Origin of the sequence: Thalassospira lucentensis, from assembly GCF_011806425.1 — a bacterium.
Classification (GTDB): Bacteria; Pseudomonadota; Alphaproteobacteria; order Rhodospirillales; family Thalassospiraceae; genus Thalassospira; species Thalassospira lucentensis_B.
Genome location: NZ_JAATOV010000005.1, coordinates 117697 through 143502 on the forward strand (window position 1 = coordinate 117697; position 25806 = coordinate 143502).

Sequence of the window (25806 nt, forward strand, 5' to 3'; positions counted from 1 at the left end):
ATGATCGCGGCATGAACGAAAACACTGAACATACCGAACATAAAAAACCGCGTTTGTTTGTTGATGCCGATGCCTGTCCGGTAAAGGCCGAATGTGAACGTGTGGCCGAACGTCACCGGATCGAGATGATCGTGGTGTCGAACGGTGGTATCCGCCCGTCACGCAATCCGTTGATTAAAAATGTGATTGTACCGCCCGAACCCGATGCCGCCGATGATTGGATCGCGGAAAATGCCGTGGCCGGGGATGTGATTGTTACCAATGATATTCCATTGGCGTCACGCGGGATTGAGATCGGTGCGCGGGTGGTCAAGGCCAACGGTCAGGAATTTACCGAGGCCAATATTGGCAATGCGCTTGCCGGACGTGAAATTGCTGCGCACATGCGCGAAGTCACTGGCGAGCAGGGAAGAAATGCATCCTTTACCCAAAAAGACCGGTCAAAGTTTTTAAGCGCGCTTGAAGTTCTGATTCAGGCGGTTTTGCGCGGGAAGTAAGCAAAGGCCAAGGCGACTTAGTGCTCGTGTCTCTGAAGCGATGCTGGCCGTTAGCTTGTCTGGCTAAAAATACAACAAGGCGGCCGGGTTTGTGATCCGGCCGCCTTGTTTTGTTTGGGTCTAAGATGTTGGCTTAGAACGGGTAGTGACGTTTACCGCTTTGGATCGTGATCCAACGCATTTCGGTAAATTCATCAATCGATGCTTTTGACCCGAACCGGCCATAGCCCGAAGATTTGACCCCACCAAAGGGCATTTGGGCTTCGTCCTGAACCGTTGGGCTGTTGATGTGGCAAATGCCGCTTTCGATGCGTTTCGCAACATCCATCGCGCGCGGAATGTTGGTCGAAAAGACCGCAGAAGACAGGCCATATTCGCTGTCATTGGCGATCCGAACGGCTTCGTCTTCGTTTCCGGCACGAATAACAACACAGATCGGGCCAAAGCTTTCTTCGGAATAGATCTTCATCGCGGGTGTGACGTGATCAAGAAGCGTTGCATCCATCAAAACACCGTCTTTGGCCTTTGCCGATCCGGCGACGAGTTTGGCGCCCTTGGATACCGCATCTTCAATCAGGTCTTCGATACGTTTAACTGCGTCGACGCTGACGACACCGCCAAGGATATGTTCGCCCTTGGCCGGATCACCAGCGGTCAGGGTTTTGGTCTTGGCTGCAAGTTTGGCGACAAAGTCATCGGCGACGGCATTATCGACGATAAGACGTTCGGTCGACATGCAAATCTGCCCTTGGTTCATATAGGCACCAAAGGCCGCCCCATTGACTGCCTCGTCAAGGTCCGCGTCATCAAGTACCAAGAACGGTGCCTTGCCCCCCAGTTCAAGAAGAACCGGTTTAAGGTGCTCGGCCCCCAGTTTGGCAATGATCCGACCTACCCGGGTGGAACCGGTAAAGTTGATGCGACGTACTGCTGGATGGGCAATCAGGGCTTCGACGATTTCAGGCGCGTCTTCGGGGGCGTTGGTCACCACATTGATCACGCCAGCAGGTGCACCGGCCTCGACAACGCACTGGGCAATCAGGTGATGCAGGGCCGGGCAAAGTTCGGATGCCTTCAGGATGACGGTATTACCACAGGCAAGCGGCATGGCGATTGCGCGCGTGCCCAAAATGACCGGCGCATTCCATGGTGCAATCCCCAAAACAACGCCAACCGGCTGACGCACACCCATGGCCATCAGGCCCGGGGTGTCCGATGGGATCAAATCGCCTTGAATTTGGGTGGTCATGCCAGCTGCTTCGCGGAGCATATTGGCAGCAAGATGGGCGTTAAATCCGCCCCACATACGTGTGCTGCCGGTTTCATCAAGAACCAACTGGGCAAATTCATCACCCTTGGCTTCCATAATGTCGGCGGCTTTGAGTAAGATTTTGCGGCGTGCGCCCGGACCCATTTTCGACCATTCAGGGAAAGCGGCGGCGGCGGCATCGGCGGCCTTACGTGCATCGGCGGTATTGGCGGCCGCGGCAACGGTTGCGGTTTCGCCGGTGACCGGATTTTTGCGTTCAAAGGTGCGGTTGTTCGTGCTGGCAACGGCGTCGTTGTTGATCAACAGTTGGACATCATTCATGGCGTTTTCTCCTGATCTCGTGAAAGAGACTGTTTTCCGGTTTGCGCCGTAATTTCAGGGGGATGGGGCAACGAAAATTCGATTTTACTTTGGCCAGCAATCTGGGCCGCAAAGTAAATGAATTGGTATCCTCCCGCCCGTTGCTTCGCATGTGAAAACTAACGGGAACGCAATTTTATCTGTGTTTTATTTTTGCGGCTTTTATCACCGAGGCCCTAGTAGGCGATGGAATTGTTCCAATGTAAAGGTACCTAAATTGACATTTTGAGACGAAAAATTGTACATTTACAAATATAACTTTTTGGCATATTTCCGAGCGAAAATGGCATGAATGAACGGTTTCAGCGTGATGATCCTGCATTAAGCCCGGATGAGCGGGCAGGATCAACGCTTGCCGATCTGCCAACCGTTCCTGTCACCGCGCAGGCTATGATTGACAGGTTTAAGAATAACTTGTCGTCGTTGCAATGGGTTATGACCGATCCTGCGCGGCGTGATCGTTGTTATGCGGTGTTACTGCTGTCTGGGCAGGCTGACATCAAATTGCGCCAAGGGACGATACATGCCAGCGGTCCATCCCTGATTTGGTTGCCGCTTGGTGAAACGCAGGCGGTGTCGGTTTCCGCCGGGGCGGATGGATATGTGCTTTCGGTGGCAGATGACCTTGTTGCGCGCCATTGTGGAACGCCTATTGCCGGGGATATCGGGGCGGCAACAGGCGGTTTACCGCTTCGGCTTGCAGCAGATACTGTTCATATCGTCGCGCCGACTGAGGACAGCGATCATTTAAACCTGCTAATTGGTTGTTTTGATGCCATCAGGTCTGAGCTGACCGGAAATGAAATTGGCGCCAGTGTCGTGGTCGGGGCGCAGCTTCAAGTGATCCTGACTGTGATATTGCGTTTGTCGGATGGTGTGATGGTGCCGGGCGATCATCACAGGGTACAAGGGCCGGGATCAATTACGTTTCAGCGGTTTTTGCAGGTGCTGGAGTTGCATTTTCGCGAACACTGGAATGTTGCGGATTACGCCGCAGTACTTGGCATCAGTGAACGTCGGCTGGGATCCTCGGTTTCGCGTGCCACGGGGAAATCGCCATTGATGATGATCCATGATCGGATCTTGCGCGAGGCATGCATGCGCCTTGAACAATCGCCCCTTGGCGTGGCGCAGATTGCCTATGGGCTGGGGTTTCGTGATCCGGCCTATTTCAGCCGGTTTTTCAAACGCTATATCGGGGAGGCCCCAGGAGCGTATCGCCGTCGAAGTCGGGCCGAACAGCGTGTGCCCGATAACAGTTTTGCCGCTTGGCCGTAAGTACACGTTTTTAAAAGAGATTGGCTGTTAGGTCTTTCTGGCCGGGGTGTGGTCCCCGTTCGTGCATGAAGGCACGTTTTACTGCCATTTTTTGATCTTATTTATCGGCTGTCATCGTAAGAATACAGACACGTAAATTCAGACAGGATTATTAGGTGAAAAAAGGCAGAACCATACTTCTTGGCCTTTTGGCGATGCTTGTGTTGCCATTCGGTATCAGCCTGGCCGAAGACCCGCCGGGCAGCAAAGCCAAGGAAAAATATACATGGCGGAACGCGCCGCGTCATTCATCGGGTGTCGCACCCGATCCAAGGGCGCTTAAAGATCAGGCGGTTGTCATGGTCTTGGCGGCCAATACGTTTGGCTGGCGCGGGTATTTTGCGGTTCATCCCTGGATCATTTACAAGCGCGCGGGCGAAACCAGCTATACCCGTTATGACGTGGTTGGCTGGGGTGGCGGGAATGTGGTGCGTCAGAATTACGCACTGCCTGACGGGCTTTGGTTTGGGTCGGAGCCGCAAATTCTGGTCGAGCAGCGCGGTGACAAAGCTGGTGAGCTGATCCCAAAAGTCGAAGCGGCGATTAAATCATATCCGTTCGCCCGGACCTATCGCAGTTATCCAGGTCCCAACAGCAATACATTCGTTGCCCATATCGGCCGTGAAGTTCCGGGTCTTGACCTTGATATGCCCGCCAACGCGATTGGCAAAGATTACCGAGAAATCACAAATCCGGTTGGATTGTCGTCAAGCGGGCAGGGTGTTCAGGCAAATATTCTTGGGATGTTTGGCTTTTCGGTTGGCCTCGAAGAAGGGATCGAGCTGAACCTTCTTGGCCTGAATGTTGGGATTGATTTTAATCGGCCTGCCTTGCGGCTGCCGTCAATTGGGCGGCTTGGCATGGATAATAGCGGTCAGGCCTATTCCGAAGATGTTGGCGATGGCAATCCGGTGAATTGATATGGTCGGGTACAAACGACGGACAATTTAAGCAACAAAAAAAGCCCGCAGTCAGAATGTGCTGCGGGCTTTTATGTGCCGATAGTTCGATTAGTCGGCGAGTTTCACCAGCATTTTACCGGTATTCTTGCCGCTAAACAGATCGATAAAGGCCTGAGGTGCATTGTCGATGCCGTTAACAACGGTTTCACGGTGTTTGAGTTTTCCGTTGCGCACCAGTTCCATCCCCTCGGCAACGAAATCGGAATAGCTGTCCCAATTGTCGCTGACGATGAAGCCCTGCATACGCACACGCTGGGCAATGATCTTAAACAGATTGTTCGGCCCGGGCTGCGGGCTGTTGTAATGCGCAATCATGCCACACACCGCAATGCGGGCATTTTGGTTTACATGATCAAGGGCGGCCTCAAGGTGTGTGCCGCCAACGTTTTCAAAGTAAACATCAATGCCGTTCGGCGCTGCTTCGCCAAGGGCCGCCGACAGGTCATCGGCATCGCGGTAATTGACAACGGCATCAACGCCAAGCTCAGATTTTAGCCATTTTGCTTTGTCCTTGTCGCCGGTTGCACCGATGACAAAGCATCCCTTTGCCTTTGCAAGCTGACAAACAACCGATCCAACCGCACCCGCAGCAGCGGACACAAACACAACGTCGTCTGGTTTGCATTCGGCGATTTTATTGAGCCCGACCCATGCGGTCATTCCGGTCATGCCCAGAACGCTTAAGAAAACTTCCGGGGCAATGTCGCCGGTATCAGGAAGTGCTGTCAGTTCGTCCGCCGATGCGACAAAATGACTACGCCACCCCTTCATCGAAGATACAAGGTCGCCCTTGGCAAAGCCGTCAGCGTTGCTTTGGACAACGCGGCCAATCGCATGGCCGTCCAGTGCTGTGTTGAGTTCAAACGGCGGTACGTAGCTTTTCTTGCGGGTCATGCGACCGCGCATATAGGGATCAACTGACATCCAGATGTTTTCAACCAACACTTCGCCGTCAGCCGGCGTGGGTTGGTCCGTCTCGACAATTGCGAAATCGTCTTGTGACGGGACACCTTCGGGGTAGCGTTTCAGATGTATTTCTTTGGACATAGAACTCTTGTGACCTCCTGGTCATGCGTCATTGGTTTGTGACGATGACTTAGGCCGGGTGTGGCTGTTTCGCAATGGCAGCCAGTATCGGTAACTCAGAATGCGATGCGAAGTGCCCAAAGGCCGCCGTGATTACGGGTTCAGAAAATAAATCGACGCATTAAGCAGCATAGCGAAGCTGACCCACAGCACATAGGGCACCAAAAGCAAACCGGCCCAGCGGTCGATTTTCCAGAACATAACGCAGTTGATCACAATCAGCGCCAGCAACGGCACGATATCAATCAATCCCAGAAGCGGCGATTGCGCACCAAAGAACAGGAACGACCAAAGCAGGTTGAGTGCAAGTTGGACGGCATAGACCAAGAAAGCCGGCCGATTGTTGGCAATCCCACCATTGAGCCAAGCACGCCAACCACTGAGCGCGATCATGAAATAAATGATCGTCCACACCGGGCCAAAAATCCAGTTTGGTGGATTAAACGATGGTTTTTCAAGTGTGGTGTACCACCCGGTAACGCTGGTTGCGGTGACGGCACCACCCGCCGCAGAAATGATCAGGCACAGCACCATAAACGCAATCAAGGCGAAAACTTTGGTGCGATGATTTGGTGCAAAAGGGGATGAAGCGGGCTCGGTCATTTGGTGGGCCTAATTTTGTTGGGTATGAAAACTGACGAAAAGGTTGATTATAAAAGAATTCACTCAAGTATAGAGCGAAGAAATATATTGTTACTTGTCTCGAAATCGTACCATAAAAGAAAACATGTCTTTATGAGAATATATAAATTATCGGGGTAGGGGACAGAATGCTTAAGTTAAGTTCTATGAAAATCGGGACGCGTTTGCTGCTGATTGTAGCAGGCGCAATTATTGCTGCACTACTTGTTGGGGCCTTTGGTCTAAGCGAGTTGCGGTATAACATGCTGGAAGATCGTAAGGCGAAAACGCGCAACCTTGTTGATTCAACCATTTCGCTGATCAATCACTATCATGAGCTTGAGCAATCAGGTGCAATGACCAAAGAGCAAGCGCAAGAGGCCGCCGGGGCGGCTGTCGGTGCGCTGCGATATGATGAAACCAACTATTTCTTCGTGTTCGATTATACGCCAGTTGTGCTCATTCATGACATCAAACCCGAGAATGTCGGCAAAGATCTTTCTAACGCCAAAGACGGTGCTGGAAAACTCTACTACCGCGAAATGGCCCGTGTCGCCCAAGAAAAGGGCCAAGGGTTTGTCGACTACACCTATAAGGTGCCCAATGAGGATGCGACGCGGCCGAAATTGTCCTTTGTGAAGGCGTTCAAGCCATGGGGATGGGTTGTTGCGACCGGTATCTATATCGATGACGTCAATGCTGTCTTTATGAAAAGCTTGATGGTGATGGCCGGTGTGGCGGCGGCTGTTTTGCTGGCTGTGGTTGGTATCTCGTTGATGATCAGTCGCGGGATTACTGTTCCGCTGTTCACCATTTCCGATAACATGATCCGTCTTGCTGGCGGTGATCATAAAATCGAGGTTCTTTATACCGATCAAAAAAGTGAGATCGGCGATCTTGCACGCTCGATGGAAACCTTCCGCGATAAAACCATCGAAATGGAAGAAATGCGTATTCATCGCGAAGAACAGGAACGCCGTTCTGAGGAAGAAAAACGCGAAGCCTTGCGTGCGATGGCTGATAACTTTGAAGCCAGCGTTGGTCAGGTTGTTGCCCAGGTGATTGAAGCATCTGCAAATATGCAGCAATCCGCCGGGGCGATGTCTGATACCGCCAAGCAGGTTGGTCAGCGGTCATCGGTGGTGTCAGCAGCATCACAAGAAATGTCGAGCAACGTCGAAACCGTGTCGGCCGCTGCCGAAGAGCTGAGCGCATCGATTGCCGAAATCAGCAATCAGGTTTCACACTCTGCCGAGATTGCCAATGGTGCCGTGCGGACATCCGAAGACACCCATCAGAAAATCGAACTTCTGGCAGAAGCCGCCAATCAGATCGGTGAAGTGGTGGCGCTGATTACCAATATTGCCGAGCAAACCAACCTTCTGGCGCTGAATGCGACCATCGAGGCGGCGCGTGCAGGTGATGCGGGTAAGGGCTTTGCGGTTGTCGCGAACGAGGTGAAAAACCTTGCCAACCAGACCGCCAAGGCAACTGAAGATATCCGAACACAGGTTGATGATATTCAAGTTGCAACGTCTAACGCCGTTGATGCGATTGCCGAAATTGCCCAAACCATTCGTGAATTGGATGGTTCGAGCACAACCATTTCGGCCGCAGTCGAAGAACAGGGTGCCGCCACTCAAGAAATCGCGCGGAACGTTGAACAGGCATCGCATGGCACACGCGAAGTGTCGGAAAACATCACCGGCGTTTCCACGGCCGCCGATGAGTCTGAGCAGCTTTCTGGCGAGGTTCTTGGTCTTGCGAAAGGTCTGGGTCAGCAGGCCAATGAGCTTAATAAAGCTGTTGAGGCATTCTTGGCCGAAGTGCGCAGCGCGTAATTTCGCTCAACCATCACATATATAATAAGCCGCCAGCCGTTTGTTCGGTTGGCGGCTTTTTCTGTGCGACATTTTAAGTGGGGTGGTTCCGCCGCCGCGCTTTGCCCCGTTACAGTAAAGTTATTTGGTTAAGGTTTTGATCGTTTCGATCATGTCCGTGAAATAGGGGTTCCAGGTTAACCGGCCATGGTATTTACCGGGCTCGGTATAGCCCCATGCACTGCGCCAGAGTTTGCTGCGATCCGATGGGCGTTCAATTTCTTCCTGACCGTTTTCAATAAAAACAAAACTGCCATTGATCCCGTAATAGGGGTTTTCGGGCGAAAACAGCGCACTGAGATGTGAGAAATTGCTGATCTGTTGGTCGGGCAGGTTGCTGTTAAGGCTGCTTACCCGGCTGTCGATGCTTGGTGCGGGGGCTTGTCCGTACCAGATAAAGCGCGATGCCGGGTGGGTGAAATCCGTTTCAAACCGTTGAAGCATTGCGGGCGGATCAAGCACGCTGTCATCTGCACTCATGGTGACAAGGGCTGGCCTGTCGAATGGTTGTGCATCAAGGGCGTCATCCGCGTCGGCGACACTGCGGTAATAAAGCACAGAAGCCTTGGTCGACAGGGATTGATAGTTGATGACATTGTCTTCCGGGTCGACATCAATCCAATCCCAAAGATACTGAATGACCGGGGTCAGGAATAACAAATTGGTGCCTGGCTCAATCCCCGGCGAAAACAGCAATAAACCGGCGATATCGCGGTTGCGGGCAGCGTAGCTTGTGACAAGATTGCCACCCGTTGAAAAGCCACCAAGCCAGACTTCATCGACGTCTTGTTCAAGAAGGGCGACCTGATGGGCAACGGCTTTTGTCCAGTCTTCATAGTCCGGGATGCTGAGGTCGGCCGGGCGTGTGCCATGGCCGGGCAGTAGCATGGATCTGGCTACCCACCCGTTTTTCGCCATTTCGCGGGCAATGTCGTGGAAATACCACGGGCTTGATCCCAAGCCATGGACAAAGAGGACGCCGCGAGTTGGGGCATTGGAAGCGTCGGTTTCGGGGCGAATTTCAAATGGAATGTTGCGCGCAATTTCCATTTCGTGGTCCGCGGTCAAAAAAACACGATGGGTCGAAATCCAATCACGGGTTTCCGAAACATACCCCCGAAAGCTGTCTTGCATGTAGGGCGCAATACCGGGCGACTGTTGGTAAAGAGCGGTGTCAGGCGGTGTCGCGCAAGAAGCAAGAAAGGCCGCAGGGAGTAGGGCCAAGAGGATGGTGCGGATTGGGCGCATGAAGTTTCCTTTGGCCGGGTCGTCGGACGGATTACGCGTGTTCATTGACAGACTGTTCTTATGCCGTGGTCCGGAAGTTTAACCATGTGAAATGGTTTTGTCTTGCCTGACTAAATTTGTGCGGGCTTAGCGTGTTTCGGACCGGCAGATTAAGGGGGCTGGTGACGTCGTTATCGCTACGGCACGATAGGCGAAGGTGTCTTTTCTTAAGTGTTTCTAAGGAAATAGAAATTTCACAAAATTTTGGCGAAGTTTCTTGCGGGGCGGTTTGTTTTAGTAATACTTTAGTCGTGTCTAAATGTGAGTGTTCGTGAATAAGTTACGGGCGGCAGATGAATGTTAAAAGTCTGGATTTTCCCTTGGGGGGTAACTTTGGCGCCAGATCATCTCGGGACCTTAAAAGAAAACCGCGAATATTCTTTCCCTATGCGTGCGCGCACCACACAACAATCCTTTAGTGAGATTAAGAATGCTTAGGTTAGGGTCTATCAAGATCGGCACGCGTTTGCTGCTGATCGTTGCGGCTGCGATTGTTGCCGCCCTCTTGGTCGGGGCATTTGGCCTTTATGAGCTGAAAAGCAATATGCTTGAAGATCGCAAGACAAAAACGCGTGACCTTGTTGAAGTTGCAATCACCACGGCCGAATATTATCACGACCGCGAGCTTGCCGGCGAAATGACGGCAGAAGAAGCGCAGAAAACTGCAGCGGCGGTCATTTCGAATATGCGCTATGCAGGCGGCACCAACTATTTCTTCGCCTTTGATGATACACCAACCATGGTGTTCCACGGTCTTAAGCCGGATCTGGCAGGGCGCGATCTGCGCAACGCAAAAGACGGTGCAGGCAAAAAGCACTACATCGCTTTTGTCGAAATGGCGAAAAAGAACGGTCAGGGATTTGTTGATTATACCTTTAAGGACCCGGATATCAGTGGAACACGTGCGAAACTCTCGTTTGTGAAAGAGTTCAAGCCGTGGAATTGGATCATTGCCACCGGGATCTACATTGATGACGTTAATGCCGTCTTTATGAGAAGCCTGATGGTGATGTCTGGTGTGGCAGCGGCTGTTTTGCTGGTGGTTGTCGCCGTCGCATTGATGATCAGCCGTGGCATTGCTGTACCGCTATTTTCCATTTCCGATAATATGCTGAAACTGGCGGGCGGTGATCACAACATTGAGGTCGATTATACCGACCAGAAAAGCGAGATCGGTGATCTGGCCCGTGCGATGGAAATTTTCCGCGAAAAAACCATCGAAATGGAACAAATGCGTGTTCAGCGTGAAGAGCAGGAACGTCGCGCAGAACAAGAAAAACGCGATGCGCTGCGTGCCATGGCGGACAATTTCGAAGCAACGGTTGGTCAGGTGGTCGCGCAAGTTATCCAAGCATCGGGTAACATGCAAACATCTGCCAATGCGATGACGCATACCGCAAAACAGGTTGGCGAACGCTCGACCGTGGTTTCGGCGGCCTCGCAACAGATGGCATCGAACGTCGAAACAGTGTCTGCGGCGGCAGAGGAACTTAGCACCTCGATTGGGGAAATCAGCAATCAGGTTGCGCAATCCTCCTCTATTGCCAACGGCGCTGTGCGGACATCCGAAGAAACCCATCAGAAAATTGAACTTCTGGCGGATGCAGCCAATCAGATTGGCGAAGTCGTTTCGTTGATTACCACGATTGCGGAACAAACCAATTTGCTGGCCCTGAACGCGACGATTGAAGCCGCACGTGCCGGTGATGCGGGCAAAGGCTTTGCTGTTGTTGCCAACGAGGTCAAAAACCTGGCCAGCCAGACCGGCCGCGCAACCGAAGATATCCGCTCGCAGGTCGAAGGTATTCAGGTGGCGACCCGAAATGCGGTCGAGGCAATTGGGGAAATTGCGGAAACCATTCGCCGTTTGGATGGTTCGACCACAACCATCGCAGCCGCCGTTGAAGAGCAGGGGGCCGCAACCGATGAAATTGCCCGCAACGTAGAGCAGGCAGCCCAAGGGACGCGTGAAGTCACCGAAAACATCACAGGTGTTTCCTCGGCGGCGGATGAGTCTGAACAGCTTTCTGGCGAGGTTCTTGGCCTTTCCAAAGGCCTGGGCGAGCAGGCAGCTCAGCTTAATAAGGCGGTTGAGCAGTTCCTTGCGGAAGTGCGCAGCGCGTAGTTTCGCCCATCCATCACACATATAAAAAGCCGCCAGCCGTTTGTTCGGTTGGCGGCTTTTTTGTGCGACATTTTATGCGGCTTGGTTGCCCCAGCGTGGGAACGGGTCTGGCAAGTCTTTGTATTTTTCGGGTACGAATTTTCCGGACAAGGATGTTTCGTCTTCATCAATCAGGCAGGCGGCCAGTCGTTCGCGCAATTTGGCTTCGTTCATTTGATCGGCAAGGCCGATGAAAACGATTTCCTGTCGGCGGTCGCCAAAAATCGGATCCCAATTTGATAAAACGCGATCACGCCATTCATTGTTATCGGGCCAGCGATCCCGTGGTACGGCACACCACCACGTTCCCAATGCTTCGTTTTTAACTGCTGCCCCGGCTTGACTTAGTTCCCCCACCCAGTTTGGGCGTGTCGCCAGCCAAAAGTGACCCTTTGCGCGAACCACGCCGGGCCATTCACTGTTGATGAAGTTATGAAACCGTTCGGGTTCAAACGGAAGCGACGTACGGAAGGTGAAGCTTTTAATGCCGTATTCTTCGGTTTCGGGCACGTGATCGGCAAAACCATAGAGCTCTTTGGCCCATAAAGGATGATCTTGCGCGCGTTCAAAATCGAACAAACCGGTATTTAGAATGTCTTTCGGATTAACCTTGCCATGATCGGTTTCAATGATGCGGGCATCTGCGTTCAGCGCACGAATGATGCCCAGCACTATTTTGCGTTCGTCGGCTGCGATCAGATCAAGCTTATTTAGGACAATGACATCGGCAAATTCGATTTGATCAACCAGAAGATCGACAATGCTTCGGTCATCATCTTCGCCAAGGCTTTCACCGCGATCATTTAAAAAATCGGTTGAGCTGTAATCAGCAATCATCCGGGCCCCATCAACGACGGTGACCATTGTATCAAGCGTTGCAACGTCACTAAGGGACGCGCCATGTTCATCGCGAAAATCAAATGTCGCAGCCACGGGAAGTGGTTCTGAGATGCCAGTAGATTCGATCAAAAGATAATCAAACCGGTTGGTCTCAGACAGACGGCGCACCTCGGCAAGTAAGTCATCGCGTAAGGTACAGCAGATGCAGCCATTGGTCATTTCGACAAGCTTTTCATCCATGGTCGAAAGTTCTGCACCCCCGTCACGGATGAGGTCGGCATCAATGTTCACGTCACTCATGTCGTTGACGATTACTGCGACCTTTAGCCCGTCGCGATTATTTAAAACGTGATTGAGCAGGGTGGTCTTACCTGCGCCCAAAAAACCCGACAAGACGGTAACCGGAAGACGTTTATCTGCCACGCGATCAAACTCCATAAAACGGCATGAATATGTTATGTTATAACGTAACATTTATGCGATATGGTTTTTCGATGCAATCAAATTCATTCAAAACAAAACCCCGCCGGAACATGGCGGGGTTTTGGTGGCCTTATAGATGAAGCAGTAAGCTTCGTATTATGTTTTCGAGGTCTGACCAAACAGGACTTTTTTGTCTTCTTCGGTCATCTCACCGGAGCGCAATCCTTCGCCTGCTTTATAGGCGGCAATCGTTGCAGGACGTGCTTGGATGGCATCAAACCAACGCTTGAGATCCGGGAAGTCGTTCAGGTCTTGCTGCTGCTTTTCGTGGGAAACAATCCACGGATAGCACGCCATATCGGCAATGCTGTAATCACCACCAGCAATGAATTCACGTCCGGTAAGGCGCTTATTGAGCACACCGTACAGACGGTTGGTTTCATTGACATAGCGGGTGATCGCATAGGGGATTTTTTCGGGGGCGTAGGTGCCGAAATGGTGATTTTGTCCGGCCATCGGGCCAAGTCCGCCCATCTGCCAGAACAGCCATTCCATCACGGTTTTACGACCGCGCACATCTGTCGGCAGGAACTTGCCCGTTTTTTCCGCCAGGTATTGTAAAATTGCGCCGGACTCAAACACCGTGATGGGATCACCACCATCGGCCGGATCATTATCAATGATCGCAGGCATGCGGTTGTTGGGTGAAAATGCCAGGAATTCCGGCTTGAACTGGTCTCCAGCGCCGATATTGATCGGATGGATTTTATAATCCAGTCCCGCTTCTTCCAGAAATAGCGTGATTTTGTGGCCGTTCGGGGTCGGCCAGTAATAAAGATCAATCATGGGCCAATGGCTCCTTTAGGGCTTTGATAGTGGCAAATCAGATAATCAGAGCTTGCCAATTAGAAGCCTTTGGGTCAATTTAAAACGATCATTCCAAAACGTAACGCGGGGTCACAGCTTTGTTTAAAAAGATGCCCGCCAAGGAGACGCCTGATGATCCGCTTTTATTACCACCCAACGCCAAACCCGTTTAAAATCGCAATGATGCTTGAGGCATCGGGCCTGACCTATGAGGTCCTGCCGGTTGATACCCGCAAAGGGCAACAGCATGACCCGGCCTTTCGGGCGATTAACCCGAATGGCAAAGTACCGGCAATTGTCGACACCGATGGACCCGGTGGTCAGGAAATTCGGGTGTTTGATTCGAACGCCATCTTGCTTTATCTCGCGGAAAAGTCCGGCAAGTTCCTTGGCAAGGCTGAGGACCGGGGTGAATTTTTGTCATGGCTGATGTTCATTGCCACGGGCATTGGTCCATTTTCGGGGCAGGCAGTTCATTTCCAGCACGCAGCACCCGAAGGAAATGACTATGCTGTACGGCGCTATCGCAATGAAATCGCACGCCACTATCAGGTATTCGAGGACCACATGGCAGGCCGTGACTTTGTCGTCGGGGATGATTTGACGATTGTCGATATGTCGGGCTGGGGCTGGATCGACAGGGCGCCCTTTATCTTTAAAGACCCGGACATTTTGGATCAGTATCCCAATATCAAACGCTGGTTCAAGAAAATGGATAGTCACCCCGCCGCGATAGGCGCGCGCAAGGTTGGCAGCCAATATACGTTCAAAACTGAAATGGACGAAGCCGCCAAACGCGCGATGTTCCCATCGAACTACGACTAATCGCTTCGCGTTAAAAGCAGGCAAATACCAAAACACCCCCGAAACCACGTAGGGGGTGTTTTGTATTCAGATCATGTCAAAGATCAGTCGCTGGTTTTTGCGCCGAACTGCTTGTTGAATTGCAGGACAAGCAGGGTGACAACGGCACCCGACAGCAAATAGGCCCCGACACCAATCAGACCAAACTGATCGCAAAGATAAAGGGCGATCAGCGGCGCAAAGCCCGCGCCAAGCAACCAAGCCAGATCGGATGTTAAGGCCGAGCCTGTATAGCGATATTCACGTTTGAAGTTAGATGCCAGTGTGCCCGCCGCCTGACCGAAGCACAGGCCAAGAACCGCAAAGCCACCCAGAACAATCATGCCTTCGTTGATGACGTTATAGGTATAAAGAAGCGGGGTCAGAAGTGCGCCGATCAGAATAATACCGGCACTGTAGCCCAGCAGGCGACGGCGGCCTAGTTGATCGGCGATGAAACCAGATGCGACAATGCCAAGTGCACAAAGCACCGCACCGACACCCTGGGTCAGCAGGAACTGCCCAGCATTGCCATTGGCATAAAGAAAGACCCATGTCAGGGCAAACACAGTGACGAGATGGAACAGTGCGTAGCTGACCAATGGCACCAAAGCGCCGAGAAGAACGGTGCGCCCGTTATGACGCAGGGTGTCGCTGATGCGCGCGGCATGCAGCTCATTCTGTTCCAGAAGGTGGCCAAATTCCGAGGTTGCCACCAAACGCAGACGGGCAAACAAGGCCACCACGTTAATGGCAAAGGCAACGAAGAACGCAAAGCGCCAGCCAAAGGCCAGGAAGTCTTCGGGGGCGAGGGTCAAAATCAGATAGGCAAACAACGTTGATGCCAGCATAAAGCCAAGCGGTGCGCCCAGCTGCGGGATCATCGCATAGAAACCTTTGCGATTGTCCGGGGAGTTAAGTGCCAGAAGGGACGCCAACCCATCCCATGCGCCACCCCAAGCAAGCCCCTGAAGGAAGCGGAATGCGCACAGAAGATAAATCGCAAACACGCCCGACGAGGCATAGCTTGGCAAGAACGCCATAGCGGCGGTTGATCCGCCAAGCATGAACATGGCAATCGTCAGTTTAACGCCACGACCATAGGTGCGGTCGATATTCATAAAGACCAGCGAACCGACAGGGCGCGCGATAAAGGCCAAGGAGAAGATGGCAAAGGAATACATGGTGCCCATAAGTGCGGTTTCGCCGGGAAACAGCAATTGCGGGAAAACCAGCACCGATGCGATGCAATAGACAAAGAAGTCAAAGAATTCTGACGTTCGGCCAATAATCACGCCCAGCGCGATCTGACCTGGATCATTTACATCGCCTGCGGATTGCTGGCGTGCGTCGCGTTCCAAACCTGAAGAAGTGGCGGTCGCGTAGTGTTCTGTTGCTTGGTTCACGCCTTGTCTCCCTAATTCTAATGTCGGACCGTTGGTCCAAGGCACTTTGTTCATTGGACCAAAATCCCTTCTACGCCGTCGCGTGAAGTTTTGATCGAGTCTAGTATAGACATGTGAATTGCAAACGTCAGTGTCAATTATTGTTCTGCATTGCACAACGTTAGGTTTATGCAAACATGACAATTGTCATTAAGACCCAGCCATGCGTGGCGGATATCTTGACATTGTTGCGACGCAGCTATAGCACTTCCCGCAAGTTCACACCCTGGCAGGTTTTTGAAAAAAATTTGCTGTTTTTGTGTCCTTTCCGTGGATGTTTAGGATTATTATTCCTATATGCGTTGCGGTGGGGTACGACGTGTGACGGTCTTCACTGGATCGTTATGCGGCTTGCAGGCATATGGTTGTCTGTGAGAACAACTTCCAGAAACTGACAAAGTACAATCGCATGCTTTCAAAACTTGCACGCGGCGTCGCAATTGCTTCTGTGGTTACGTTGCTGGCCGGATGTAATCTGGTCGTAATGGATCCTTCCGGTGATATTGCGTCACAGCAAGCCGATCTTATCGTTGTTTCCACGATCCTTATGTTGCTCATCATCGTTCCGGTGATGGCACTGGTCGTTTTCTTTGCGTGGAAATATCGTCAATCCAATAAAGATGCCGAATACGATCCTGAATGGCACCATTCCACCAAGTTGGAAATTGTCATTTGGTCAGCACCACTTGCGATTATTATTGCTTTGGGCGCGATCACCTGGGTCAGTACGCATACTTTGGACCCATACCGCCCGCTTGATCGTATCGACGCGGAACGCCCGCTGGCGAAAGATCACGAGCCGATGGTGGTAGAAGTTGTTTCCCTCGATTGGAAATGGCTGTTCTTCTATCCTGAGCAGGGTATCGCAACCGTCAACGAGCTTGCAGTACCTATTGATACGCCGATCCGTTTCAAGATCACGTCATCTGGTGTCATGAATACGTTCTATGTTCCGGCAATGGCGGGCATGATTTATTCGATGGCCGGTATGGAAACTCAGCTTAACGCGGTTATGAACGAAGAAGGCGTCTATGACGGCTTCTCTGCGAACTATAGCGGCGAGGGTTTCTCGCACATGCGCTTTAAGCTCCATACGCTGAGCGACGAAGGTTTTGCCGATTGGGCTGCCAAGGTCAAATCCGAAGGATCCGACTTGAGCCGTTCTGCTTATATGGAACTGGAAAAGCCGAGTATTGATGAACCCGTGCGTTATTACGGTGACGTTGATTCGGATCTGTATGCTGCCATTTTGAACATGTGCGTCGATCAGTCGAAAATGTGCATGAACGAAATGATGGCAATCGACGAAAACGGCGGTGGCGGTCTTGCGGGGATCTATAACGTGATGTCTTTGACATACGATACCCCGCGCGAACGTGGCAGTCAGTTCTTGCCGTCGAGCAAGTCATATGTGGCAACGCTTTGCACCGCGCCGACAGGTGGTCTGAGCCAGCAAATCTCGTCTATTCCGCTGTTTGAGAATGGAATGGCCGATGATCGGTTTAGTCCTGTTCCTGAGAGCGCGTCGATAGGGTTCTGAAGCAGTGCCGGTAAATTCAAGTCCCGCGGAGTTGAATGAACCGGCCCTTCGCGGTTTGCGTACTGGATTTGCCAGTGCGTTGCCGAAACGAAAAGAAGAGTAATCCGATGTTTTCAAATCCGGACCTTTTGCACTTTATATTTGGCCGGCTTTCATTTGACTCCCTGCCATTTCACGAACCCATCTTGGTCGTGACTTTTGCGGCAGTTGTTTTGGGCGGTATCGTCGTTCTTGGCGCACTGACCTATTTCAAACTGTGGGGGTACTTGTGGCGCGAGTGGATCACGTCTATCGATCATAAAAAGATCGGTATCATGTATATCATCCTGGCACTGATCATGCTGCTGCGTGGTTTTGCAGATGCCTTGATGATGCGTGCTCAACAGGCCGTCTCGTTTGGCGATGCCCAAGGCTTCTTGCCGCCGCATCACTATGATCAGATCTTTACCGCGCATGGCGTGATCATGATCTTCTTCGTGGCGATGCCGTTGGTTACGGGCCTGATGAACTTTGTTGTGCCGCTGCAGATTGGCGCGCGTGACGTTTCGTTCCCGTTCTTGAACAACTTCAGTTTCTGGATGACGGCATGTGGTGCCGCCCTGGTGATGGTTTCGCTGTTTATCGGTGAATTTGCCAAAACCGGTTGGCTGGCCTTCCCGCCGCTGTCTGACATTGTGTTCAGTCCCGATGTTGGGGTCGATTACTATATTTGGTCGTTGCAAATTGCCGGTGTCGGTACGTTGTTGTCGGGTGTGAACCTGATTGTGACTATCGTTAAGATGCGCGCACCGGGCATGTCGATGATGAAGATGCCGGTCTTTACCTGGACCGCACTTTGCACGAACGTCCTGATTGTTGCTTCCTTCCCGGTTTTGACGGCTGTCCTGGTTCTGCTTGGTCTTGATCGTTACGTTGGTACAAACTTCTTTACCAACGATCTGGGCGGCAACCCAATGATGTATGTCAACCTGATCTGGATTTGGGGGCACCCAGAAGTTTACATCCTGATCTTGCCGGCCTTTGGTGTCTTTTCGGAAGTGGTTTCGACCTTCTGCCGCAAGCGCCTGTTTGGCTATAGCTCGATGGTATATGCGACGATCGTTATTACCATCCTGTCCTATTTGGTTTGGTTGCATCACTTCTTTACGATGGGCTCAGGTGCCAGCGTGAACGCCTTCTTTGGCATCACGACGATGATTATTTCGATCCCGACGGGCGCGAAAATCTTCAACTGGTTGTTCACCATGTATAAAGGCCGCATCAAATTTGATGTGCCGATGCTCTGGACGCTTGGCTTTATGATCACCTTTGTGATCGGTGGTATGACCGGCGTTATGCTGGCTGTTCCGCCAGCTGACTTTGTCCTGCACAACAGCCTGTTCCTGATTGCACACTTCCACAACGTCATCATCGGTGGCGTGGTCTTTGGGATGTTTGCCGGGATCACCTATTGGTTCCCAAAAGCGTTTGGCTTCAAGCTTGATGCATTCTGGGGCAAGATGTCGTTCTTCTTCTGGTTTGTTGGTTTCTACTTTGCCTTCATGCCGCTTTACGTACTGGGCCTGATGGGCGTTACCCGTCGTCTCAGCCATTTCGATGATCCGTCGCTGCAGATTTGGTTCGTCATTGCTGCCTTTGGTGCGGTTCTGATTGCCTGCGGTATCGGTTCGTTCATCCTGTCGATCGTTACGGCGGTTCTCAAACGCGATCAGTTGCGTGATGAAACCGGCGATCCATGGGGCGGACGTACACTGGAATGGTCGACCTCGTCACCGCCCCCGCAGTACAACTTCGCATTCACCCCGGTTGTTCATGATCTGGACGCTTGGGCGGATATGAAAAAGCGTGGCTTTGTACGTCCGACTTCCGGCTTTATGCCCATTCACATGCCGAAGAATACCGGCGCTGGGTTCATTCTTGCCGCGATTTCGCTGATCCTTGGCTTTGGCTTGGTATGGCATATCTGGTGGCTTGTTGCCGTCAGCTTCATTGCCCTGCTTGGTACCGCCATCGCACATACCTTTAACTACAACCGTGACTATCACATCCCGGTTGAAGAGGTTGTCGCGACTGAGGATGAACGTACCGCCCTCTTGGCAAGTCAGAAGGCGTAAGGGAATGACAATGGCGAATAATACTGCCGCGCCGACCGAAGCGCCGGTTTTTTATCTCAAGGAAGAGCATCACCCAGAACAGGGCACGATGCTTGGGTTCTGGATCTATCTGATGAGCGATTGCCTCATCTTTGCGATCCTGTTTGCAACGCACGGTGTTCTCGGTCGCAACTATGCGGCCGGGCCATCGCCGGCAGATTTGTTCGATCTGGATCTGGTTGCGATCAATACCTCGATGCTGCTGTTTTCATCGATCACCTATGGCTTTGCCATGTTGCAGATGGCAAAAGGCAAAATCGCGGGTACCCAGCTTTGGCTGGCAATTACCGGTTTGTTCGGTGTGGCCTTCGTCGGGTTGGAACTTTATGAGTTCCATCACCTGTGGCATCTGGGTGCAACCCCGATGCGCAGTGGCTTCCTGTCGTCGTTCTACACGCTGGTTGCGACCCACGGTCTTCACGTGTCGTTTGGTATCATCTGGCTCGTGACCCTGATGGTTCAGATTGGTAAACGCGGTCTGGTTCCTGAAAACAAACGTCGCCTGATGTGCCTGTCAATGTTCTGGCACTTCTTGGACGTGATCTGGATCGGTGTCTTCTCTGTTGTTTACCTGTTGGGAGTTCTGGGATGAGCACGCATTCTCACGCACATGATGACCACCATGGTCACGATCATGGTGACGGTGCCAGCCACGGCACTTTCAACAGCTACCTGATCGGCTTTATTCTGTCGGTTATCCTTACCGCCATTCCGTTCTGGCTGGTGATGGATGGGGTTCTTGACAGCAAGATGGCCACTGCGGCCTTCGTCGTTGCGCTTGGGGTCGTTCAGATCATTGTTCACATGGTCTACTTCCTGCACATGAACACCAAGTCAGAAGGCGGCTGGAACATGCTGGCGCTGATCTTTACCTTGGTGATTGTCGTGATTGCTGTGTCGGGTTCCTTGTGGGTTATGTACCACATGAACATCAACATGATGCCGAAGATGGATCACGAGATGATCCAAAACTTCGGCTAGGCCGACGCTTGATATTACAAGGGGGCGCGATACTTTAGCCGGTATCGCGCCCTTTTTTGTTTGGACTTATTTTGGACCGGGTATCATCCCAAAGTGCCCGTTGAAAGAAAGCGATATGAGCAACAAACCCGTTTCGGAAAATCAGCAAGATCAGCCAGAGAACGCCGCACCAAACAAAGGCCCGTCAAAAACAACCCGTATTGTGGTTGTGCTGTTGGCCGCCATCTTGTTTGCAGGGTTCTGCGGCCTTGGATATTGGCAAGTTGAACGACGGGCGTGGAAGCTTGACCTGATTGAGCGGGTTGATGCGCGTGTACATGGCGATGCCGTCACCGCACCAGATGCATCAGATTGGGAAAATGTCACGCGTGCGCGCGATGAATATCGCAAGGTGACGTTGCTTGGCACCTATCGCAATGATCTTGAAACCCAAGTCTATGCCGCAACCGATTACGGTGCGGGATATTGGGTGATTACGCCTATGGAACGCGTCGATGGCACCATCATCATGATCAACCGTGGTTTCGTGCCGACAGACCGACGTGATCCGGACAACCGTCCTGAAACCATGATTGAGGGCCAAACACGTGTCACCGGTCTTTTGCGGATGGACGAGCCGGTTGGAACGTTTATGCGCGACAACGTGCCTGAAGAAGATCGCTGGTATTCACGCGACGTGAAGGCGATCGCCATCAAGCAGGGCCTTTCGCCGGATCGTGTCGCCCCGTATTTCATTGATGCGGATGGCAAGAACAATCCGGACACGCTTCCTGTTGGTGGCTTAACCAAAATCAATTTCCCCAATAACCACCTTATGTACGCGCTGACGTGGTTTGGGATGGCCGCACTGACACTGGTTGGTGCGTGGTTGGTGCTCCGTCATCGTAAAAGCGATGATGACGATGTGGAGTTAGACGACTAAGAAGATTGGATATTTGTCGGTGCGCGGTCCTGTGCGTTTCTGATGTTCTCCTGACGCACTGCTGTCAGGAACCTGCTTGTCACGTCGTTTACAGAGCGTTGAGGCGGTGCGCAATATGCGGCCACCACATCGCTTATAACCTCGATATCACAAGCAGGAGCCTTTGGAATGATCTCGGACCGCAAGCTGACATTTTATCACTCTGCGCCATCGCGTGGAAATATTGTGCATTGGATGTTGCAAGAACTTGGCATCGAATTCGATGTCAAAATGATCGACATCCGCAATGGGGAAGGGCAGACCCCAGAATTCCTTGCCCTTAATCCATTGGGCAAGGTGCCAACCATCGTGCATGGCGATACGGTCGTGACAGAGGCCGCCGCCATTTGCTGTTATCTGGCCGATATGTTTCCGGCTGCCGGCTTGGCCCCGACATTTGATGATCCGATGCGTGGTGAATATCTGCGCTGGTTGTTTTTCTCTCCGTCGACGATCGAACCTGCTTTCATAGACAGAGTCCGCAAGCAAGAGCCAGGTGATCGCAGCATGTCGCCTTATCGCGAATGGGATACCCTTATGGCCATGCTGCGCGATGTTATTGGCAATGCGCAGCCATGGATACTTGGCGAAAAATTCACCACGGTTGACGTTGTGATGGGCTCGGCGATCCGATATGGGCGGATGTTTGACATCTTGCCGGAAACCCCAGTCTTTGAAGATTACATCCGCCGGATTAATCTGCGTCCGGCCTATGTGCGGATGCAGGAACTAGACGCCCCGTACGTCGAAGCATCTATGGCGGTTTGATCGCGTCTTATTTTTTGTATGATTAATAAAGGGCTGGTTCCTGCGATTTGGAACCGGCCCTTTGTCTTGTTAACGCTGTTTTCTTAACCGTAGCCAAGAAATTGATCAGTCCAGAGCTGCCAAAATCGTTTCGGTGTAATCTTGCAGTGTTTCCGGATCACTGCCGCGACGGGCCATCAGTTGCACGCCCTGAAACGATGCGGCAAGAAAACGCGCAAGGGCGCGGATGTTTTTGTCGCCCGAAATCGTCCCGGCATCGACGCCACGCCTTAGGGCATTGGCAAACATATCTTCGACCCGGCGAAATGCGCGATGTGAAATGGCGGCGATGTCTGGATCATGCGGGGCCAGTTCCATGCCCGAATTGACCATAAGACACCCCTTAAAGCGGCCATCATTGCAGCACTGCAAGGTGGTGTCCTTAAATGTCGCAACAATGGCTTCGCGGCCATCGGCGGTTTCACGCAGTTTTTCGAACCGCTTGGTGCTGATTTTTGCGCTGTAATGTTCTAGAACACGCAGGAAAAGTGCCTTCTTGTCGCCAAAGCTTGAATACATGCTGGCACGGTTCAGCCCCGTTTCTTCGACAAGGTCTTGAACCGATGTGGTTTCAAATCCCTTGCGCCAGAAAATGTTCATGGCGTTATCAAGAACGCTTTCTTCGTCAAATGCGCGGGGGCGGGGCATGGCATTTCCTTGGTTGCGAACATACTCTGGAACGGATGTTCTATAATACAGATCAAAATGTAACCTATGGCAACGAAAATCAAGCTTAGCCGTCGGTTCGGTGCGATTTGTTCTGTGCGTTGCGGTGTCGGATATAAAAAACGCCGCCATGCAATATGGCAGCGTTTAAACATCAAAGGGCCCGATCATCCGATAGACTGAACGCGTCTGGTCGATTGGCTTTATGCTAGCGCGGGTTACGGTCCAGCGTGACAAAGCTGTAATCGGGGCCATCGGGATTTTCGATCTTTTGCCGGCCGGTTTCGGTCCATTGGTCTTTGGGTAACGGATCAAGGAACGTATCGCCGTCAATATCATCATGGACTTCGGTTAATTCAAACCGGGTCGTATAGGGCAGGGCAAGGTGATAAATCTGTGCTCCGCCAGCAATGATAACTTCGTTTACACCGTCGGTCTTGGCGATGTTGTCAGCCAGTTTTACGGCCGCTTCGATATCGTGACAGACGCGCACATTTTCATGATCGAATGACCAATCTTTGTCGCGGGTGACGATGATGGTTGTACGCTTGGGCAGCGGACGGCCAATGGCCTCAAACGTGACGCGGCCCATGATCATTGGTTTGCCAAGGGTCAGCGCCTTAAACCGTTTCAGGTCTTCGGGCAATTCCCAAGGCATCCAGCCATTTTTGCCAATCGCGCCATTTTCGGCGGCGGCAACAACGGCGACCCGTTCGATCTGTTGATTGTCGTTACTGGCCATTAGACGGCGACCTTGCCAGCGATGTGTGGGTGCGGGTCATAGCCAACTAGTTCGAAATCATCGAAGGTGAAATCAAAGATCGATTTAACGTCCTTGTTGATTTTCATCGTCGGAAGCGGCCGGGGGTCGCGCGACAGCTGCAATTCAACCTGTTCAAGATGATTGGTGTAAAGATGCGCATCGCCAAGGGTATGGACAAAGTCACCGACATCAAGATCGCAAACCTGCGCAATCATCATGGTCAGAAGCGCATAGGATGCGATGTTAAATGGCACACCAAGGAAGATATCCGCACTGCGCTGATACAGCTGGCAGGATAGTTTTCCATCTGCGACATAAAACTGGAACAGGCAGTGGCAGGGCGGAAGCGCCATGTTGGGCACGTCGGCAACGTTCCATGCCGAAACAATCAGGCGGCGCGAATCAGGATTGTTTTTGATCTGATCAATCAGATCGGTGATCTGGTCAATCGTCTGTCCGTTGGCACCCTGCCAGGATCGCCACTGGCCACCATACACCGGGCCAAGGTCGCCATTTTCGTCGGCCCATTCATTCCAGATGCGCACACCGTTATCTTGCAAGTATTTGACATTGGTATCGCCATCCAAAAACCACAGCAATTCATGGATAATGGATTTCAGATGCAGCTTTTTGGTGGTCACCAGCGGGAAGCCCTTTGACAGGTCAAACCGCATTTGGTGGCCAAATACAGATACCGTGCCGGTCCCGGTTCGGTCTTCCTTGGCGGTCCCGGTGTCGCGCACCATCTGCATCAGATCGAGATATTGCTGCATGCTGTGTCCTGTTTTTGGGAATCGTGTTTGACGCAGCATAGTCAGGTCCGTCAGCCTCGGCAAGCGATGCGGGCAACCGGGATGCTTGGCTTTGAACAACCACGCTATTTTTGGCGAATGACAGAAAAATTTGCCAAACTCCCTTGTGCCATAAGGGCCCTTTGACCTATATAGGGGCTGTCGGGGCAACCCGACTATGGCGTTACACGACTTGGCAGAATAGACATTACGGACCCGGGGGCGGTACCCGGCGGCTCCACCAACTTTCAAACTTTGACTTCGTCCGACTCAGGCGAGGATGTTGGGGCCGAAATAGGATCGACGTGTGTAGTAAAAGCCTCTGTTGGCGCTCGGCATGGTACCACCGTTATCGGGCTAATGTTTGTAAATGCAAACGACAACAATGCTCCGGTAGCTGTTGCTGCGTAAGCGGCACTAGCACCAAAGCGAAATTCCGGTTGCCGGGAGCGGTAACTTGGTGGGGGACGGGGCACCTAGCAACAGAACGCCCCACTCTTGTATTTCTCTCCTGCTGCGTTATGAATAGAGTTTAGGATCAAAACCTAATCGAGCACGTTATGATGTTAAGAACGTGATCAATTACTATATTAACGTGACGGGATGAGCCGCAAAACGGCGGTGCACCCGCCAGATACAGGATTACTGATGCAGAAACCGGAAGAATTCCGCTACGATCTTATGGTCGATCAGGCACTGCGCGGCGTGGTGAAAGATATCCTTGCGCGCGTGGCCGAAGAAGGCCTTTTCGGCGAGCATCACTATTACATCACCTTCCAGACCAATCATCCCGGTGTCGCTTTGCCGGAAAATCAGCGCAAAGCGCATCCTGATAACATCACGGTCGTTTTGCAGCACCGGTTCTGGGATCTGAAGTCTGAAGACGATCATTTCTCGGTCGGCATGAGCTTTGATGGCATGCCAACGACGTTGGTTGTTCCCTATGATGCGATGCTGGCCTTCGTCGATCCGTCCGCCAACTTCATGCTGACATTCAGCGTCGAAGAAGAAATGGATGATGCTGATTTCGATTACGACGAAGATGACGATCTTGACGCGGACCTGAACGACGATGACGACGACACCCCGGCAACTTTGGTGGCGGAGCCGTCCAAGGCGCGTAAAAAGCCAAAACCAGATGCCAATGAAACCGGCGAAGTTATTGCACTGGACGCGTTCCGTAAGAAATAACCGCGGGGCTTGGGCACCGTGTGCCGCGTAAGGCGGCTGGCAAAAGATACAAAAAAAGGCGGATGGTTTGAAACAACCACCCGCCTTTTTC

General features: G+C 52.1%; 23 protein-coding genes and 1 other RNA gene. 14 read left to right on the forward strand and 10 right to left on the reverse strand.

Features of this window, described 5'->3' with window-relative positions:
* Positions 1–11: 11 nt before the first annotated feature.
* A complete protein-coding gene (locus tag HCZ99_RS15615; RefSeq protein ID WP_167447959.1) occupies positions 12–497 on the forward strand; it encodes a YaiI/YqxD family protein in 486 nt (161 codons plus the stop codon).
* Positions 498–630: 133 nt separating this feature from the next.
* On the opposite strand, the gene HCZ99_RS15620 is transcribed toward HCZ99_RS15615, so the two are convergent.
* The gene (locus HCZ99_RS15620) at positions 631–2088 is read right to left on the reverse strand and encodes an aldehyde dehydrogenase (protein WP_167447960.1); all 1458 of its coding nucleotides are present in this window, start codon (positions 2086–2088) and stop codon (positions 631–633) included.
* Between the two features lie 327 nt (positions 2089–2415).
* On the opposite strand from HCZ99_RS15620, the gene HCZ99_RS15625 reads away from it, so the two are divergent.
* Both HCZ99_RS15625 and HCZ99_RS15630 read left to right on the forward strand, forming a co-directional pair.
* Positions 2416–3405, forward strand: a complete 990-nt coding sequence (locus HCZ99_RS15625) for a helix-turn-helix domain-containing protein (protein ID WP_167447961.1) — start codon at positions 2416–2418, stop codon at positions 3403–3405.
* A 155-nt stretch (positions 3406–3560) separates the two neighbouring features.
* A complete protein-coding gene (locus HCZ99_RS15630) occupies positions 3561–4364 on the forward strand; it encodes a DUF3750 domain-containing protein (RefSeq protein WP_167447962.1) in 804 nt (267 codons plus the stop codon).
* A gap of 90 nt (positions 4365–4454) precedes the next feature.
* Here HCZ99_RS15630 and HCZ99_RS15635 read toward each other — a convergent pair whose 3' ends face one another.
* Together HCZ99_RS15635 and HCZ99_RS15640 are read right to left on the reverse strand one after the other, a co-directional pair.
* Positions 4455–5453, reverse strand: a complete 999-nt coding sequence (locus tag HCZ99_RS15635) for an NADP-dependent oxidoreductase (protein WP_167447963.1) — start codon at positions 5451–5453, stop codon at positions 4455–4457.
* A 132-nt stretch (positions 5454–5585) separates the two neighbouring features.
* Complete coding sequence (locus tag HCZ99_RS15640) at positions 5586–6095, reverse strand: TspO/MBR family protein (RefSeq protein WP_167447964.1); 510 nt, start codon at positions 6093–6095, stop codon at positions 5586–5588.
* A gap of 167 nt (positions 6096–6262) precedes the next feature.
* Here HCZ99_RS15640 and HCZ99_RS15645 point away from each other — a divergent pair, with 167 nt between their 5' ends.
* Complete coding sequence (locus tag HCZ99_RS15645) at positions 6263–7954, forward strand: methyl-accepting chemotaxis protein (RefSeq protein WP_167447965.1); 1692 nt, start codon at positions 6263–6265, stop codon at positions 7952–7954.
* Between the two features lie 120 nt (positions 7955–8074).
* Here the strand turns inward: HCZ99_RS15645 and HCZ99_RS15650 are convergent, their stop codons facing one another.
* Positions 8075–9286, reverse strand: a complete 1212-nt coding sequence (locus HCZ99_RS15650; RefSeq protein WP_167447966.1) for an alpha/beta hydrolase — start codon at positions 9284–9286, stop codon at positions 8075–8077.
* Between the two features lie 424 nt (positions 9287–9710).
* Here HCZ99_RS15650 and HCZ99_RS15655 point away from each other — a divergent pair, with 424 nt between their 5' ends.
* A complete protein-coding gene (locus tag HCZ99_RS15655; protein ID WP_167447967.1) occupies positions 9711–11405 on the forward strand; it encodes a methyl-accepting chemotaxis protein in 1695 nt (564 codons plus the stop codon).
* 72 nt (positions 11406–11477) lie between these two features.
* Here the strand turns inward: HCZ99_RS15655 and zigA are convergent, their stop codons facing one another.
* Both zigA and HCZ99_RS15665 read right to left on the reverse strand, forming a co-directional pair.
* Positions 11478–12707: a zinc metallochaperone GTPase ZigA gene (zigA, locus tag HCZ99_RS15660; protein ID WP_368484271.1), complete on the reverse strand. Its 1230-nt coding sequence runs from the start codon at positions 12705–12707 to the stop codon at positions 11478–11480.
* A gap of 156 nt (positions 12708–12863) precedes the next feature.
* Complete coding sequence (locus tag HCZ99_RS15665) at positions 12864–13553, reverse strand: glutathione S-transferase N-terminal domain-containing protein (RefSeq protein WP_167447969.1); 690 nt, start codon at positions 13551–13553, stop codon at positions 12864–12866.
* Between the two features lie 153 nt (positions 13554–13706).
* On the opposite strand from HCZ99_RS15665, the gene HCZ99_RS15670 reads away from it, so the two are divergent.
* On the forward strand, positions 13707–14399 hold the full coding sequence (locus HCZ99_RS15670; RefSeq protein ID WP_167447970.1) for a glutathione S-transferase family protein: 693 nt from the start codon (positions 13707–13709) through the stop codon (positions 14397–14399).
* 83 nt (positions 14400–14482) lie between these two features.
* Here the strand turns inward: HCZ99_RS15670 and HCZ99_RS15675 are convergent, their stop codons facing one another.
* Positions 14483–15823, reverse strand: coding sequence for an MFS transporter (locus HCZ99_RS15675; protein ID WP_167447971.1), 1341 nt, complete (start codon positions 15821–15823; stop codon positions 14483–14485).
* Positions 15824–16271: 448 nt separating this feature from the next.
* Here HCZ99_RS15675 and cyoA point away from each other — a divergent pair, with 448 nt between their 5' ends.
* The 6 genes from cyoA (at position 16272) to HCZ99_RS15705 (ending at position 22265) form a co-directional block, all read left to right on the forward strand.
* Positions 16272–17402 carry a ubiquinol oxidase subunit II gene (gene cyoA, locus HCZ99_RS15680; RefSeq protein ID WP_167447972.1) on the forward strand — a complete coding sequence of 377 codons (1131 nt, stop codon included), beginning with the start codon at positions 16272–16274 and terminating at the stop codon, positions 17400–17402.
* A 107-nt stretch (positions 17403–17509) separates the two neighbouring features.
* Complete coding sequence (cyoB, locus tag HCZ99_RS15685; RefSeq protein ID WP_167447973.1) at positions 17510–19516, forward strand: cytochrome o ubiquinol oxidase subunit I; 2007 nt, start codon at positions 17510–17512, stop codon at positions 19514–19516.
* Between the two features lie 10 nt (positions 19517–19526).
* Positions 19527–20147, forward strand: coding sequence for a cytochrome o ubiquinol oxidase subunit III (gene cyoC / locus HCZ99_RS15690; protein ID WP_167447974.1), 621 nt, complete (start codon positions 19527–19529; stop codon positions 20145–20147).
* The gene (locus tag HCZ99_RS15695) at positions 20144–20536 is read left to right on the forward strand and encodes a cytochrome o ubiquinol oxidase subunit IV (protein ID WP_167447975.1); all 393 of its coding nucleotides are present in this window, start codon (positions 20144–20146) and stop codon (positions 20534–20536) included. The genes cyoC and HCZ99_RS15695 overlap by 4 nt, the downstream gene beginning before the upstream one ends.
* Before the next feature lie 115 nt (positions 20537–20651).
* Positions 20652–21458 carry an SURF1 family protein gene (locus HCZ99_RS15700; protein WP_167447976.1) on the forward strand — a complete coding sequence of 269 codons (807 nt, stop codon included), beginning with the start codon at positions 20652–20654 and terminating at the stop codon, positions 21456–21458.
* 168 nt (positions 21459–21626) lie between these two features.
* Entirely contained in the window at positions 21627–22265 is a 639-nt protein-coding gene (locus tag HCZ99_RS15705) for a glutathione S-transferase family protein (RefSeq protein ID WP_167447977.1), read from the forward strand.
* 105 nt (positions 22266–22370) lie between these two features.
* Here HCZ99_RS15705 and HCZ99_RS15710 read toward each other — a convergent pair whose 3' ends face one another.
* From HCZ99_RS15710 to HCZ99_RS15720, 3 genes are all read right to left on the reverse strand, one after another.
* On the reverse strand, positions 22371–22952 hold the full coding sequence (locus tag HCZ99_RS15710) for a TetR/AcrR family transcriptional regulator (protein WP_167447978.1): 582 nt from the start codon (positions 22950–22952) through the stop codon (positions 22371–22373).
* Positions 22953–23178: 226 nt separating this feature from the next.
* Positions 23179–23712, reverse strand: a complete 534-nt coding sequence (locus tag HCZ99_RS15715) for a dihydrofolate reductase (RefSeq protein ID WP_167447979.1) — start codon at positions 23710–23712, stop codon at positions 23179–23181.
* A complete protein-coding gene (locus tag HCZ99_RS15720; protein ID WP_167447980.1) occupies positions 23712–24506 on the reverse strand; it encodes a thymidylate synthase in 795 nt (264 codons plus the stop codon). The genes HCZ99_RS15715 and HCZ99_RS15720 overlap by 1 nt, the downstream gene beginning before the upstream one ends.
* A gap of 139 nt (positions 24507–24645) precedes the next feature.
* Between HCZ99_RS15720 and ssrA the strand changes: the two genes are divergently transcribed.
* Together ssrA and HCZ99_RS15730 are read left to right on the forward strand one after the other, a co-directional pair.
* Positions 24646–25021, forward strand: a transfer-messenger RNA (tmRNA) gene (gene ssrA / locus HCZ99_RS15725).
* 151 nt (positions 25022–25172) lie between these two features.
* Positions 25173–25715 carry an SspB family protein gene (locus tag HCZ99_RS15730; RefSeq protein WP_167447981.1) on the forward strand — a complete coding sequence of 181 codons (543 nt, stop codon included), beginning with the start codon at positions 25173–25175 and terminating at the stop codon, positions 25713–25715.
* Positions 25716–25806: the final 91 nt, after the last annotated feature.

What these genes read in the sequence shown, in the direction of transcription:
- HCZ99_RS15615 (WP_167447959.1), top strand. Translation starts at nt 12, where the DNA reads ATGAACGAAAACACTGAACATACCGAACATAAAAAACCGCGTTTGTTT.
- HCZ99_RS15620 (WP_167447960.1), bottom strand. Translation starts at nt 2,088, where the DNA reads ATGAATGATGTCCAACTGTTGATCAACAACGACGCCGTTGCCAGCACG.
- HCZ99_RS15625 (WP_167447961.1), top strand. Translation starts at nt 2,416, where the DNA reads ATGAATGAACGGTTTCAGCGTGATGATCCTGCATTAAGCCCGGATGAG.
- HCZ99_RS15635 (WP_167447963.1), bottom strand. Translation starts at nt 5,453, where the DNA reads ATGTCCAAAGAAATACATCTGAAACGCTACCCCGAAGGTGTCCCGTCA.
- HCZ99_RS15640 (WP_167447964.1), bottom strand. Translation starts at nt 6,095, where the DNA reads ATGACCGAGCCCGCTTCATCCCCTTTTGCACCAAATCATCGCACCAAA.
- HCZ99_RS15645 (WP_167447965.1), top strand. Translation starts at nt 6,263, where the DNA reads ATGCTTAAGTTAAGTTCTATGAAAATCGGGACGCGTTTGCTGCTGATT.
- HCZ99_RS15650 (WP_167447966.1), bottom strand. Translation starts at nt 9,286, where the DNA reads ATGAACACGCGTAATCCGTCCGACGACCCGGCCAAAGGAAACTTCATG.
- HCZ99_RS15655 (WP_167447967.1), top strand. Translation starts at nt 9,711, where the DNA reads ATGCTTAGGTTAGGGTCTATCAAGATCGGCACGCGTTTGCTGCTGATC.
- HCZ99_RS15665 (WP_167447969.1), bottom strand. Translation starts at nt 13,553, where the DNA reads ATGATTGATCTTTATTACTGGCCGACCCCGAACGGCCACAAAATCACG.
- HCZ99_RS15670 (WP_167447970.1), top strand. Translation starts at nt 13,707, where the DNA reads ATGATCCGCTTTTATTACCACCCAACGCCAAACCCGTTTAAAATCGCA.
- cyoA (WP_167447972.1), top strand. Translation starts at nt 16,272, where the DNA reads ATGCTTTCAAAACTTGCACGCGGCGTCGCAATTGCTTCTGTGGTTACG.
- cyoB (WP_167447973.1), top strand. Translation starts at nt 17,510, where the DNA reads ATGTTTTCAAATCCGGACCTTTTGCACTTTATATTTGGCCGGCTTTCA.
- cyoC (WP_167447974.1), top strand. Translation starts at nt 19,527, where the DNA reads ATGGCGAATAATACTGCCGCGCCGACCGAAGCGCCGGTTTTTTATCTC.
- HCZ99_RS15695 (WP_167447975.1), top strand. Translation starts at nt 20,144, where the DNA reads ATGAGCACGCATTCTCACGCACATGATGACCACCATGGTCACGATCAT.
- HCZ99_RS15700 (WP_167447976.1), top strand. Translation starts at nt 20,652, where the DNA reads ATGAGCAACAAACCCGTTTCGGAAAATCAGCAAGATCAGCCAGAGAAC.
- HCZ99_RS15705 (WP_167447977.1), top strand. Translation starts at nt 21,627, where the DNA reads ATGATCTCGGACCGCAAGCTGACATTTTATCACTCTGCGCCATCGCGT.
- HCZ99_RS15710 (WP_167447978.1), bottom strand. Translation starts at nt 22,952, where the DNA reads ATGCCCCGCCCCCGCGCATTTGACGAAGAAAGCGTTCTTGATAACGCC.
- HCZ99_RS15715 (WP_167447979.1), bottom strand. Translation starts at nt 23,712, where the DNA reads ATGGCCAGTAACGACAATCAACAGATCGAACGGGTCGCCGTTGTTGCC.
- HCZ99_RS15720 (WP_167447980.1), bottom strand. Translation starts at nt 24,506, where the DNA reads ATGCAGCAATATCTCGATCTGATGCAGATGGTGCGCGACACCGGGACC.
- HCZ99_RS15730 (WP_167447981.1), top strand. Translation starts at nt 25,173, where the DNA reads ATGCAGAAACCGGAAGAATTCCGCTACGATCTTATGGTCGATCAGGCA.